We start from the raw sequence: 13,838 nt of genomic DNA, 5'->3' as shown, positions 1-13,838 counted from the left end.
CGGGCAGTCGTGCCTCCCCCAGTGCCTTAAGGGCCTGGGAGGTGCCCCCAGGCGGCACGGGTGGGCGCAGCGGCACCCCGCTCCGCCGGGCTGCGCACCCACCCGCCCGGGCCGCAAAGCCGGGCACCTGGCAGCGCGAGTTGGACAACGCCCGCCATCCCCGCCAGCCTCGGAAACACCCGGCCCCGAAAACCCCACAGCCGTCGCACCCACCCGGGCGACAATGACCCGGTGCGGTACAGAATCCTGGGCATCACCACGGCAGAGGACGAGCACGGCACAGCCGTACCCGTCGGCGGCCCCCGCCTCCGCGCCCTGCTCACCGCCCTCGCCCTACGCCCCTCCCGCGTCGCCACCCCCCAGACGCTGATCGACGAGGTGTGGACGGACGACCCGCCCCAGGACGCCCACGCCGCGCTCCAAGCCCTCGTCGGCCGCCTCCGCCGCGCCCTCGGCAAGGACGCCGTGACCTCGGACCCGGGCGGCTACCGCCTCACGGCCACGCCGGGCGACATCGACCTCTTCGTCTTCGAACGGCTCCTCCAGCACGGCACCGACGCCCTCGCCGCCGACGCCCCCGCCCTGGCCGAACGCCACCTCGACGAGGCCCTCGCCCTCTGGCGCGGCCCCGCCCTCGCCGACCTCCCCGACCGCACCGCCGCCACCCGCCCGGAGGCCGCGCGCCTGGAAGCGACCCGGGCCCGGGCCGAGGCCCGCCTACGGCTCGGCCGCGCACTGGACGTCGTACCGGAACTGCGGGAACTGACCGCCGTACACCCGTACGACGAGCCACTGCACGCCCTCCTCATCCGCGCCCTGCGCGACACCGGCCGCGAGGCCGACGCGCTCGCCGCGTACGAGTCGGCCCGCCGCGCCCTCGCGGAGGGCCTCGGCACCGACCCCGGTCCGCAGCTCCGCGCCCTCCACACCGAGCTGCTCGCGTCGGCAGCGAGGAGTGGGAAGCCGGCGCCCGCTCCGCCCGAGCGCACCGGGAACATCCGTCCCCGTCTGACCTCGTTCGTCGGCCGGGAACCCGAGATCGACGCCATCCGTTCGGACGTGCACAGGGCTCGTCTCGTCACCCTCACCGGACCGGGCGGCTCCGGAAAGACCCGTCTCGCCGAGGAAGCCGCCGCCGGGCTCCCGCAGGCGTGGCTGGCCGAGCTCGCCCCGCTCGACCGGCCGGAGGCGGTGCCGGGAGCGGTGGTCAGTGCGCTCGGTCTGCGCGAGACCGTGCTGATGACCAGTGAGCTGACGGCCCTGCAGGACGACCCCGTCGCCCTGCTCGTGGAGTACTGCGCGCCGCGCAGCCAACTGCTGATCCTCGACAACTGCGAGCATGTCATCGGCGCCGCCGCCCACCTCGCCGAGACCCTGCTGACCCGCTGCCCGGGGCTCACGATCCTCGCCACCAGCCGTGAACCCCTGGGCGTGCCCGGTGAACGGGTGCGTCCGGTCGAGCCACTGCCGCCGGACCACGCCCGCCGGCTGTTCGCGGAGCGCGCCGCCGCCGTGCGTCCCGACGCGGACGCCGTGCTCCGTGACGAGCGGGCCGTGGCGGAGATCTGCCGCCGCCTGGACGGGCTGCCGCTCGCCATCGAGCTGGCCGCGGCCCGGCTCCGGCTGCTCACGCCCCGCCAGATCGCCGACCGGCTCGACGACCGCTTCCGCCTCCTCACCTCCGGGAGCCGTACGGCCCTGCCCCGCCAGCAGACCCTGCGGGCCGTCGTCGACTGGTCGTGGGAGCTGCTCGACGAGGCCGAGCGGACGGTGCTGTGCGAGGTGTCCGTGTTCGCGGGCGGCTGGGACCTGGCGGCGGCGGAGGCCGTGTGCACCGGGCCGGCCGCCGAGCTGCTCGGGGCCCTCGTCGACAAGTCCCTCGTGGTCGCGGCCCCCTGCGAGCCGGACGGTTCGCAGGGCTCGGGCGGCATGCGGTACCGGCTGCTGGAGACCATCCACGAGTACGCCGTCGAGCGCGCCGCCGAGACTCCGCAGCTGCGTGCAGCGGCCGAGCGGCGGCACCGGGCGTGGGCGCGCGCCCTCGTCCAGCAGGCCGAGCCGTTGCTGCGCTCCGCCGGGCAACTGCCGTGGGTCTCCCGCCTGGAGACCGAGCTCGACAACATCCGCGCGGCCCTCGACCGGGCCCTGACAGCCGGGGACGAGGAGGAGGCCGGCGCCATCGTCCTGGCCATCGGCTGGTTCTGGTGGCTGCGCAACTACCGGCACGAGGGCCTGGCGTGGCTCGACCGCACCCTGCGGCTGGGTGTGGAGAGGGACGCCGCCGCCGGGCTTGTGCCCTCCGGCGGCGAGTCGGGCCTGCCCGATCCCGTCGACCACTTCCTCGCCGCGCCGGACGGGGAGGCGGGGCATCCGCTGCACGCCCTGCGGATGGATCTGCGTGTGCTGCATGTGTTCTTCATGACCGAGGCCGGGCCCATACAGGCGTTCGTCGACGAGCGGCGGCCGTATGTGGAGCGCGTGTGGGCCTACTTCCAGGAAGGGGGCCCACGGGCGGCCCGGATCCCGGGCATCGTCTGCCCGATCGTCTCCTCCCACCTGGGCGACCGCAGCGACCTCCGGGCCGTCATGGACTCCGCCGTCGCCAACTGCCGTGCACACGGCGGGGACTGGGAGACCGCCGTCGCCCTGATGTTCCGTACGCACATGGTCGTCGACGGACCCGGCGGCCTGGACGGCGTGGACGAGGACCTCGCGGAGCTGCGGATCCTCAGCCGCCGCGCCGGTGACCGCTGGCTGCGGGCCCAGGTGTGCGGCGCGGCCGGCGAGGCGGCCATGGCCCGCAGCCGCTTCGACGAGGCCAAGGGGGAGTACGAGGAGGCGCTGCGGCTCGCCTACGAAGTGGGCGCCTACGCCGAGTCGCCGTTCCTCATCGCCCGGCTCGCCGAGATCGCCTACCGCGCGGGAGACCGCCCGGCCGCGCTCGCGGGGCTGGACGAGGCGACCGCCGCCGCCGACCGGTACGGCGTGGCGGACTCCAGGGCGTTCGTCCTGGTGCTGCGGGCCCAGATGGCGTCCGAGGAGGGGCACACCGCCCGGGCGCGCGAGCTGTGCGACCTGGCGCGCGCGGAGGCCGCGCACGGCACGCCGCCGCCCCAGTTCGTGGTGATGCTGGATCTGGCGGACGCCGTGGTCACGGCGAGCGAGTCCGGCCCGGGGGCCGCCCTGGCCAAGCTGACCGGCGCGCTTCACGAGGCCGTGGACAAGCGGTGCTCCGACACGGTCCGGGCCGCGGTCGTGGACAGCGCGGCGGGGCTGCTGGCCGACCTCGGCGACTTCCCGCGCGCGGCACGAATGCTCGGCGCCGGCGACCACTGGTGGGCCGGCCGTCCCCGCCCCATGCCGGAGCACGCCCACGTGGAACGGGCCGGGGCAGCCGCGCGCGCCGCCCTGGGCCCTGCCCGGTGCGAGTCGGAGCGCGCCGCGGGCGCGGCCCTCGCGGCGGACGACGTCCTGCGCGAGCTGGAGAAGGCGCGGAGTGAGTACGCCACCGGGCCGAAAGCCGCTAACCGCAGGTGAACCTGGACTCCGCCCAGTCCGCCAGGGCCAGATTGTCGAGTGCGCCGTGCGGTTCCACCACCAGCCGTACGGTGCTGCGGCCGGTGAGGTTCACCTGGACGGGAACCGCCGGGTCGCCGCCCTCCACCAGCCCGGACCGCCACAGCCGGGCCCCGTCGGCGTAGACGGAGAAGTACACCCTGCCGAGCTTCAGCGCCATGTCGTCCACCCCGACGAGCGCCTCGTACGAAGAGCAGGAGCGGTTGAGGTCGATGGTGACGGAGGAGCGGCCGTGCACGGTGACGCCGTGCGTGTACCGCCGGTCGCCGGCCGACAGGCCGTACCGCTGCCAGACCCAGCTGCTCTCGCCGATCCGCATCTCGGGCGCGGTGCCGTCGCCGCTGATGTCGTACGACAGTTCGCTCCACTGGTAGACGGCCGGGGCGGGCGGCCTCTCGGTCGGGGGTGAGGGCAGGGGCGGGGTCGGCGTGGGCGTGGGCTTGGGGGGCGGTGTCGGCCTCGGGGGCGCGTGCGGCGGGGTGGGCTTCGGTGTCGGGGCCGGGGACGGTGTGGACGACGGGCTGGTCCTGGGGGTCGGTGTCGGCGCCGGCTTCTCGGCCCGCGCGGGCACGATCGCCGGTGACCGCGGTCCGGGTTCCCGCTGCGAAGGAGAGGGCGTGGGATCGGCGGGCCGGACCACCGGCGAAGTCGGGGTGGAAGCCGGCCTCGCCTCGTCCTTCGGCTGCTCGTTGCCGGTCAGCGCCGGCACCACCGCGGCCACGACGGCCACGGCGACCACACCGGCCGCGATACCGGCCTTCACCGGCGCGCCCACCCCCTCGGAGGCCGCACCGCCGCCGGCTCCACCGGACGAGCCGCTCCCCGCAGTCCCACCGGCCGAACCGGCGCCCGCCGCCGACCCGCCCGACGAGCCCCCGCCCGCCGCTGCGGCCGCGCCCGCGGCTCCGGCCGCCCCCGCTCCCGCGCCACCGGCGATGAGCCCGGCCGCCTTGGCGTACCCGGCGGCGCCGAACCAGCCGATGACCGCGAGCGGCACCACCGCGGGGATACCGCCGGCGACCTCCTCGATCTGCATCGCGGCCAGCCGGCACTTCGCGCACTCCTCCAGGTGCTTGCGCAGCCCCCGCTCGGCGCGCGTGCGCAGCCGGCCGCGGGCGTACGTGCCGAGTTGGTCGGCGTAGCGCGCGCAGTCCTCGTCGGCGGTGAGCGTGGCGCTGACGTGGGCCTGGAGGTAGGCCTGCTTGAGGCCCTCGCGGGCCCGGCTGGCGAGCACGCGCGTGCCGTTGGCGTCCAGCCCGAAGAGCGTGGCGACCTCGCTGGGCGACTCGTCCTCGACCTCGGTGTGCCACAGCACGGCCTGCCACCGCTCCGGCAGTGACCGGAAGGCGCGCATGGCCATGGACCGCTCGGCGTCGTGCATCGCCCGCACGTCCGAGCCCAGGTCGAGCGTGTCGTCGTCGGACACGTAGGAGCCGCGTGCGGACTGGGCGGCGAACACCGCGAAGTCGTCGACGAGCTGCTCCCGCCGCGCCGACCGCGTCCAGGAGGCGGCGACGCGCCGGACGGAGGTGAGCAGGTAGGCGCGTACGGCGTGTTCGGGTCCGGAGCCGCCGCGTACCGCCTGGAGCATGCGGGCGAAGACCTCGGCGGTCAGGTCGTCGGCGGTGTGGGCGTCGCGGCAGCAGGTCCGGGCGTAGCGGCGCACGGCCTGCGCATGGCGCCGGAACAGCTCCTCGTACGCGGTGTCGTCGCCCGAGCGCATCCGGCCGATGAGATCGGCGTCGGAGGGCGGCAGCTCGCGCGGCGGCGGCAGGACGCTGTCCTCACGCCAGACGCGCTGAGGCGGGACCGAGCCGTCGGCGGGACGCCCGCCCGGCGGTACGGCCGCGCGTCCGCCCTGGCTCGGCACCTGCCGCGGGACCGGGCCGCCGGCTGTGGCGTCCCCGTTACCGCTCGACTCGTCCCGCCCGTCAACGCTCATCCCGGAAAGCCCCCGCCAGCCGGCCAACACGTCCAGACCACCGGGTCAGAGTGCCATATTGGCTTTTCGTCAGAACCCCGGAGTTCGGACGATCACCCATCCGTGGGGATTTACCGCACGCCAGTACTACCCGTCACTCATTCGGGGAATGACCCCCTGTCGCCCGGACTGGGCTCGGAGGCGATGTGACCGCTCCGGCGGCTGGTCATGACCGCCAGAGCCGACGAGTTCGATGGACGGGGTCGATAGACCAGACCAGCCGACCGGCAGGCCGACGACACCGGCCGATCGCTACGCCCGCTCCGGCAGCCCGTTCAGGCAGCCCGTTCCGGTCGACCACTGCGGCCGGCCACCCCGCCGGTTTCCGTCGGCCCGTTCCGGTCGACCGGATCAGCCGACCGGATCAGCCGACCGGCCAAGCTGACGAGCCAGGCCGACCGGCCAACCCGACAAGCCAGGCCGATCAATTCAGCCGACCGGCAAGCCGACCACACCGCCCGATCGCTCCGCCCGTTCCGGCTGCCGAGTCCGGCTGCCGCTGCCGGCTGCCGAGTCCGACTGCCGAATCCGGCTGCCCGTTCCGGCAACCGCCCCGCTCACGCCGGCCGCGACCGCAGTCCCTCCAGCAGGATGTCCAGCAGTCGGGCCGACGCGGCCGCCTGCTGTGCCGCGTCCGGGAGTGAGGGCGCCGCCGTCGCGATCACCAGCAGCACGTCCGACACCGACACGTCCGCCCGCAGCTCACCCGCCGCACGCGCCCGCTCCACGAGCTGACCCACGACCTCGAGCAGCGCCGACGCACCGGCGTCGTCCTCCGCCGCGACCGCCGACATCGGCACCGAGGCGACCGCCACCGGCTCCTCCGGCACCAGCCGCAGCTCCCCGGGGCCCGGCTGCGTCCGCTGCTGCGGAACGCGCGCCTGACCGGCGCGGTCCTCCTCGACCGAGACCCGCAGCACCTGCGGCGGCAGCAACCGCCCGGCGCCGGAGGCCACCGACGTCCGCAGGAAGCGCGACAGCGCCGACCACGGCTCGTCCTCCTGCCCGAGCGCCGCACGCGCCTGGTCGGTCAGCCGGGAGGTCTCCTCCTCGGCTATCCGCCGCACCAGGACGTCCTTGCTCGGGAACCGCCGGTACACCGTGCCCACGCCGACCCGCGCGCGTCGCGCCACGTCCTCCATCGGCGCGCCGTATCCCAGCTCGCCGAACACCTCGCGCGCCGCCCGCAGCACGTGCTCCAGATTGCGCTGGGCGTCCACGCGCAGCGGCGTCGTCCGCGCTCCGTTCCCGCGTCCGTTGCCTGCCGTCGCGCTCATCGTCACGCCACCCGCCGCGACAGCGGACGCGGACGACCAATGAGAGTCCTGAACATGCATATGCATTCCCCCGGTAATGACGTCTCCCCCCGGAGACACTCCCCGCCATACGATGCCGGGACGGAGGAACTGGCCCGGGTCCCCGGGCCGCCCGTCGCGGACCCGGCGAGCGCATCCCCCTACACCCCGTCGACACACGAACATAGTTGAGAGGGAGTCAATTCAGAAGGGGCACGTTCCGCACGGAGCGCCCACCGATCGGAGTACGGGTCGCATACGTCCTGAATGTGCCCCCGAGCGCCCCCTGTACCACCCATGCTGACCTGCGGGTATTCCCCGCAGCCTGCCTTTCCGGCCAACTCCGCGCGCTCTTCCGCTCCGGTCACACAATTCGTCGAGGCTGTGGACAAACGCAAGCGGCGGGTGCGTCATGGGATGGTGAAGGAACGTGCGCGCATTCTCGTTGTCGGTGGTGGCTACGTCGGGATGTACACGGCCCTGCGCCTCCAGCGCAGACTGAAACGGGAACTGGAGCGGGGCGAGGTGGAGATCACGGTCGTCACCCCCGACCCGTACATGACGTACCAGCCGTTCCTCCCCGAGGCCGCCGCGGGCGCCATCTCCCCCCGCCACGTCGTCGTACCCCTGCGCCGCGTCCTCGACCGGTGCCGCGTCCTCATCGGCGAGGCCACCGCCATCGACCACGCCAAGCGCACCGCCACCGTCACCACCCTCGCCACCGAGGAGGAGGGCACGGGCGGGCAACAGCTGACGTACGACGAACTCGTCCTCGCCCCCGGATCCGTCTCACGCACCCTGCCGATCCCCGGCCTCGCCGACCACGGCATCGGCTTCAAGACCGTCGAAGAGGCCATCGGCCTGCGCAACCACGTCATCGAGCAGATGGACATCGCCTCCTCCACCCGCGATCCCGCGATCCGCGACGCGGCCCTCACCTTCGTCTTCGTCGGCGGCGGCTTCGCCGGAGTGGAGGCGCTCGGCGAATTGGAGGACATGGCCCGCTACGCCGCGCGCTACTACCACAACGTCCAGCCCGAGGACATGAAGTGGATCCTCGTCGAGGCCTCGGACCGCATCCTGCCCGAGGTCGGCGAGGAGATGGGCCGCTACACCGTCACCGAACTGCGCCGCCGCAACATCGACGTACGCCTGCAGACCCGCCTGGAGTCCTGCGCGGACCGGGTCGCCGTCCTCAGCGACGGAGCCCGCTTCCCCACCCGTACGGTCGTCTGGACGGCAGGCGTCAAACCCCACCCGGTCCTGGCCGCCACCGACCTGCCCCGCAACGACCGCGGACGGCTCACGTGCACGGCGGAACTGGCCGTCGAGGGCGCCACGCACGCGTGGGCCGCCGGAGACGCCGCCGCCGTCCCCGACGTCACGGCCGGTGAACCCGGCCGGGAATGCGCGCCCAACGCGCAGCACGCCCTGCGCCAGGCCAAGGTCCTCGCCGACAACATCGTGCACACCCTGCGCGGCGAGCCCCTTCAGACGTACGAACACGCCTACGCCGGCTCGGTCGCCTCCCTCGGCCTGCACAAGGGCGTCGCACACGTCTACGGACGCAAGCTCAAGGGCTACCCCGCCTGGTTCATGCACCGCGCCTACCACCTCAGCCGCGTGCCCACCTTCAACCGCAAGGCGCGCGTGCTCGCCGAATGGACCCTGGCCGGGCTCTTCAAACGCGAGATCGTCTCCCTGGGGTCACTCGAACACCCCCGGGCGGAGTTCGAACTCGCGGCCGGTGGAAAGCCTTCTCAAGACCCCCCGGTGAACCCGAAGGGGTCGTCCTGACCGGACCCAGGAACTCCTCCGGCCGGCCCGGCGTCTGACGGATGCCGGTCCGGTCCGCTCACTGCCAGACTGGTCCACCACTGCGGGCGTGCCACCCCTCGCCCCGGTGCGGGCCCCCGGGGCCCCGGCCGGTTCCGGTGCCGGCCGCCGACGACTACACGAGGCAAGGATTCGTGAACTTCACGCGCTGGAGCGCCCGGCTCCCCGGAACGCAGCGCCGCGCCGCAGCGCGGACCGAGCAGACGGCCTCCCCGGACCGGCGGGGGGAAGGTTCCGTACCCGCCGCCCGTGCCGAACAACTGACCGACGAGCCACCGTCCGTACCCGCCGTCGACGAACTGCGCGTGCGCGAGGTCCTCGACGGCGTCCCGTCCCTCGTCGCCCTGGTCCACGGCCCCGACCACCGCATCGCCTACGTCAACGACGCCTACACCACCGCCTTCGGCGTACGCCCCCTGGGCGAACGCGCCCGCGAGGCCCTCCCCGAACTGGACGCCCTCGGCCTGTTCCCCCTCCTGGACCAGGTCCAGCGCAGCGGCAAGCCGCGTACGGTCAAGTCCCGCAAGGCCCCCGACGGCCGCTCCTACACCTTCACCTGCACCCCGGTCGCCCAGGGCGACGGCAAGGGCGGCGGCGACGGCCGCGGAGTGCTCGTCTTCGCCACGGACGTCACCGACCACGCCGAAGCCGCCGAACGCCTGCGCGCCAGCGAACGCCGCCAGCGCGAAACGGCCGTGACCCTCCAGAGATCACTGCTCCCCCAGGAACTCGAAGAACCCGACGACCTGCGCGTCGCCGCCACGTACCACCCCGGCGGCACGGAGGCCGCGGTCGGCGGCGACTGGTACGACGTCATCACCCTGGGCGGTGGCCGCACCGCCCTCGTCATCGGCGACGTCATGGGCCGCGGCGTCCGCGCGGCAGCGGTCATGGGCCAGCTCCGCACGGCGGTCCGCGCCTACGCCCGCCTCGACCTGCCCCCGCACGAGGTCCTCCAGCTCCTCGACGGCCTGGCGGCCGAGATCGACGCCAACCAGATCGCCACGTGCGCGTACGCGGTCCACGACCCGAACGAGGGCAAGCTGGTCTACGCCTCGGCAGGCCACCTCCCCATCCTCGTCCGCGACGAGAACGGCGCGGTCCTGCGCGCCGACGAGCCCACCGGCCCACCGCTCGGCACCGGCGGCTGGATGCACTCCTCGGGCTCGATCCCCCTCGGCCCCGGCTCCACGGCCGTCCTCTACACGGACGGCCTGGTGGAGCGCCGGGACGCCGACCTGGACGAGGGCATCGCCGCCCTGGAAAGCGCCCTGGCCGGCGCCACCGGCACACCCCAGGTCGTCTGCGACCGCCTGGTCCGCTCGGCCGGCGTGACACCGGACCATGACGACGACGTGGCCGTCCTGGTGCTCCAGCACCCGGCCCGGACGGGCCCGGACAGCGAGCTGTTCCGCAACGCCGCCCTGGAACTCCTGGGCGGCGTGGAAGCGGCCCCCCGCGCGCGTGCCTTCGCCTCCGGCGTCCTGACCAGCTGGCGCTTCCCCGCCGACCTGCACGACCTGGGCGTCCTGGCGACCAGCGAACTGGTCGCCAACTCCCTCCAGCACGGCACCCCGCCGATGCGTCTGCGCCTGCGCCGCACCGATCGTCGCCTGATCATCGAGGTCACCGACGGCGACGACCACCTCCCCAGGCGCCGCCGCGCCGAACCGGGCGACGAATCGGGCCGTGGCATCGCCATCGTCGCCACGATCGCGTCGAACTGGGGCTGCCGCCGGACCCCGGGCGGCGGCAAGGCGGTGTGGTGCGAGTTCGCCCTGCCGCGCGGGGGCATGTGAGGAACGGCGACGCCCGTACCGGCATCGGAGGCCCCCCCCGGGCCAACCGCGTCACCAACCGCTCCCAACAGCACAGCCAGATCGGCTCGGGCGCGTACCGGACCGGCCGGTGAGCGGGGCCGCCCTCCGCGTGCCAGGCGATACGGGCCGCGTGCAGCCGGGTCTCGACGCCGAGCTTGGTGCCGATGCGGCGCAGGTGATCCTTGACCGTGTCAGGCCGGACCACCGTCCTGCGCGACGGCGGCGTCCTGGTCTGGTCACACGCCGCCGACGCCCCCATCGGGCCGGACACGCGCCTGCGCCTCGCCGTCCGCCAGGGCGACAAGGTGCTGGGCCGCACCGCCGCCCTGCCGGCCGCGGCCCTCGACGTGGGCCCGGCCGAATGGCGCACCGGCTCCGACGGCATCATGCTGCGCGCCACCGCGACCGCGCTCGACCTGCCGATCCAGGCAAGCGGACCGGTCATGATCACCGGTGTCTCCGACAAGAAGGCCCACGCCCTGCAACAAGCGGTGATCGACGCCGGCATGGACGCCGGTGCGGTGCTGATCCACGTCGAGCCCGAGGACCCGGTGCCCCGGGCAGCGCTCCTGGCCACCGCGGTGGGCCTGGTGGCCCTGGCGCTCGCCGCAGTGCTCGCCGCCACCGGCAGCCAGACCCGCATCCTGCGTCGCTACCTCGCCCCGGCTGATCGCCGTGGGCATCCCGCCACGCTGGGCACGCCAGGTGCTGCTCTGCCAGCACGCGGCCCTCATCGCCGTGAGCACCCTGCTCGGCCTGGTGATCGCTGTGGTCCCGACCGTCGTCCTCGCGGCGCGGATCTCCGGCTTCGTGCTGAGCGTTCCGTGGTGGCAGCTGGCCGTCCTCGCCGCGGCGATCTACTTCGCCGCGCTGCTAGCCGCGGTCCACTCGGCCCACCGGCTCCGCGTGACGGAGGCGCGATCGGCCTGACCCGGACAGCCCGGCCCGGGCGCACGCCGACGGCGCCGGTGTCTCACACGTCCGCGGACACGGACGCCCCACCCCGCGCCACGACCCGGCTCTTCGCGAGCCACGGCTGATCCTGTACGTCGGTCAGCTGCCGCCCCAGCCGCACGGCGAGAACGGTGATCCCCAGCGAGAACAGCAGGAACGCCACGATGTACGGCGCGTGCAGCGAGGCCCCCAGCGGCCCGCCCACCGCCGGCCCGACGGCCAGCGCCAGCTGCTTGACCAGGGCGAACGCGGAGTTGTACTGCCCGGCCATCCCCTCCGGCGCCAGATCGGCGACCAGCGGGGCGACCGTCGGCGACAGCATCGCCTCACCCAGCCCGAACAAGGCGTACGTCGAGACGAACGCGGCCGTCGCCATCTCCTGGCTCCCGTGCCCGAGCCCCGCGTACCCGGCGACAGCCCACGCCACGGCCCAGATCAGCCCGACGGCAGCGATCACCCGCGAGCGCCGGCGCCGCTCCACGAACCGCAGCACGGCGAACTGCGCCACGACGATCACCAGCGTGTTCGCCGCCAGGGCGGTCCCCAGCGCCGACGTCGATATCCCGGCGGCCTCGACCCCGTACGCGCTCAGCCCCGACTCGAACTGCCCGTAGCAGGCGAAGAACAGCACGAAGCCCAGCACGCACAGCTGCACCATGGCCCGGTTGCCCAGCAACTGCTTCCAGCTGCCCCTCCCCGACGTCAAGGGCGCGCCCTCGATCCGCGGCGCGTGCGGCACCCGCACCGTCGCCATCACCACGACCAGCGTCAGGAACATCGCCGCCTCGATCGCGAAGAGCAGCGTGAAGGAGGCGGCGCTCGACGTGTCGACGAGATGCCCGCCGATGAGGCCACCCACCCCGAGCCCGAGGTTCTGCAGGAAGAACTGCATGGCGAAGGCCCGCGACCGCGTCTCCGCCGACGAGCAGTCCACGATCATCGTGGCCAGCGCCGGCTGCATCACGGCCTGCCCGGCACCCAGCAGGGAAGCCGACACCAGCACGGCGGCCGCACTGCTCGCGACCCCCAGACTCAGCGCACCCAGTGCGGCGGTGACCAGGGCGGCGAGCAGCACCGGCAACGGTCCACGCCGGACGATGGCCCGCCCGGCGAACGGCAGCACGACCAGCGCCGCCACAGCAAAGACGGCGAGCACGAGACCCGCCGTCATGGCTCCCAGTCCCCGGACCTGCGCCACATAGACGTACAGATACGGGACGGTGAAGCCGAGCCCGAACGCGCTGAGTGCGTTGCCCACGTGGATCCGGCGCATCGCTGCGCCCATCGCCCTGGTCACGTTCACCTCTCTCACTAGTTAGGCGTGAAGACTTCGAAACTAAAGTTCGAAGCTAAAGAGTACATATCCAAGGACTTCAAGGCAAAGAACCGCCGTGCCATACTGCGCCCATGGGCGACACCCCCGGCCCCAGCGAGCCGACCCTCGAAGAGCAGATCGCGGCGTACCAGCGCGAGTTCCAGGACCTCGACCCCCAGGTGGAGCAGATCGTCTCGGCCCTGTCCCGCCTGAACCGCCGCATGAACGTCGCCTACGGCCGTCAGACCGCGGCGCTCGGCATCAGCAACGCCGAGTGGGAGGTCCTGAAGGCCCTCGTCCTCTCGGGCGCTCCCTACCGCCTGGGCCCGAGCGACCTCGCCAAGCGCCTCGGCCTGACCCCGGCCGCCATGACCCACCGGATCGACCGCATGGTCGGCGAAGGACTGGTCACCCGGGAGCGGGACGAATCCAACCGGGTCCGCGTCATCGTGGAACTCACCAGCGGAGGTCGTGAGAAGTGGCTGGAGGCAATGCGCCTGGCGTCGGTCTTCGAGGAGGACCTGCTCCAGGACCTGTCCAAGCAGGAGCGCACGGCGCTCGGCGAGGTCCTCACCCGGCTCCTGCGCCGGGTGGAAGACGCCCAGCCTGACGCCGGCGGCCGCCTCTCCGACCTGGGCTGACGCCGCCACAAAAGATCTTGACAGGGGCCGCTTGACAGCCCCCTCCCCGATCCGTAGAGTTCTTCGGGTTGCCGCGGAGCCGTAACGGTTCTGCGACAGCACTTCCGCCGCATGAGCGGCACCCAACCACTAGCAAGATCGCTCCCAACGGGATTGATTTCGGCATGCCCGAATTCAATTCGAATTGGGACTCGACGACCTGATCGACTCCGCACTGGCTTCGATTTTGGAAACGCCGAGAGAACGCGCTAAGGTTGGACACGTCGGAACGGCCCAGCGGCCGGGAAGACGAACCCCGCTGACTGGGGGTCAGATCGAAGAAAATGATCTGATAGAGTCGGAAACGCAAGACCGAAGGGAAGCGCCCGGAGGAAAGCCCGAGAGGGTGAGTACAAAGGAAGCGACCGTTCCTTGAGAACT

9 protein-coding genes are annotated in these 13,838 nt (G+C 73.2%); 5 read left to right on the top strand and 4 right to left on the bottom strand.

Features of this window, described 5'->3' with window-relative positions; genetic code table 11:
• Positions 1–231: 231 nt before the first annotated feature.
• Positions 232–3,537: a BTAD domain-containing putative transcriptional regulator gene (locus ABZ192_RS42520; RefSeq protein WP_356929821.1), complete on the top strand. Its 3,306-nt coding sequence runs from the start codon at positions 232–234 to the stop codon at positions 3,535–3,537.
• Here ABZ192_RS42520 and ABZ192_RS42515 read toward each other — a convergent pair.
• Together ABZ192_RS42515 and ABZ192_RS42510 are read right to left on the bottom strand one after the other, a co-directional pair.
• Positions 3,524–5,518 (bottom strand): sigma-70 family RNA polymerase sigma factor, encoded by a 1,995-nt coding sequence (locus ABZ192_RS42515; protein ID WP_356929820.1) that lies wholly within the window; start codon positions 5,516–5,518, stop codon positions 3,524–3,526. The genes ABZ192_RS42520 and ABZ192_RS42515 overlap by 14 nt on opposite strands.
• A gap of 596 nt (positions 5,519–6,114) precedes the next feature.
• Complete coding sequence (locus ABZ192_RS42510; protein WP_356929819.1) at positions 6,115–6,894, bottom strand: helix-turn-helix domain-containing protein; 780 nt, start codon at positions 6,892–6,894, stop codon at positions 6,115–6,117.
• 375 nt (positions 6,895–7,269) lie between these two features.
• Here ABZ192_RS42510 and ABZ192_RS42505 point away from each other — a divergent pair, with 375 nt between their 5' ends.
• Together ABZ192_RS42505 and ABZ192_RS42500 are read left to right on the top strand one after the other, a co-directional pair.
• On the top strand, positions 7,270–8,649 hold the full coding sequence (locus ABZ192_RS42505; protein ID WP_356929818.1) for an NAD(P)/FAD-dependent oxidoreductase: 1,380 nt from the start codon (positions 7,270–7,272) through the stop codon (positions 8,647–8,649).
• Between the two features lie 173 nt (positions 8,650–8,822).
• Positions 8,823–10,487: a SpoIIE family protein phosphatase gene (locus ABZ192_RS42500; protein WP_356929817.1), complete on the top strand. Its 1,665-nt coding sequence runs from the start codon at positions 8,823–8,825 to the stop codon at positions 10,485–10,487.
• 257 nt (positions 10,488–10,744) lie between these two features.
• Here the strand turns inward: ABZ192_RS42500 and ABZ192_RS42495 are convergent, their stop codons facing one another.
• Positions 10,745–11,191 (bottom strand): hypothetical protein, encoded by a 447-nt coding sequence (locus tag ABZ192_RS42495; RefSeq protein ID WP_356929816.1) that lies wholly within the window; start codon positions 11,189–11,191, stop codon positions 10,745–10,747.
• On the opposite strand from ABZ192_RS42495, the gene ABZ192_RS42490 reads away from it, so the two are divergent.
• Positions 11,184–11,438, top strand: coding sequence for a hypothetical protein (locus ABZ192_RS42490; RefSeq protein ID WP_356929815.1), 255 nt, complete (start codon positions 11,184–11,186; stop codon positions 11,436–11,438). The genes ABZ192_RS42495 and ABZ192_RS42490 overlap by 8 nt on opposite strands.
• Positions 11,439–11,481: 43 nt before the next feature.
• Here the strand turns inward: ABZ192_RS42490 and ABZ192_RS42485 are convergent, their stop codons facing one another.
• Positions 11,482–12,747 (bottom strand): MFS transporter, encoded by a 1,266-nt coding sequence (locus tag ABZ192_RS42485; protein ID WP_356929822.1) that lies wholly within the window; start codon positions 12,745–12,747, stop codon positions 11,482–11,484.
• Positions 12,748–12,869: 122 nt separating this feature from the next.
• Between ABZ192_RS42485 and ABZ192_RS42480 the strand changes: the two genes are divergently transcribed.
• Entirely contained in the window at positions 12,870–13,418 is a 549-nt protein-coding gene (locus ABZ192_RS42480; RefSeq protein ID WP_356929814.1) for a MarR family transcriptional regulator, read from the top strand.
• Positions 13,419–13,838 lie beyond the last annotated feature (420 nt).

The organism is Streptomyces sp. NPDC006235 (genome assembly GCF_040613735.1).
Taxonomy (GTDB): Bacteria; Actinomycetota; Actinomycetes; order Streptomycetales; family Streptomycetaceae; genus Streptomyces.
This window is presented reverse-complemented; position numbering and strand designations above follow the sequence as displayed.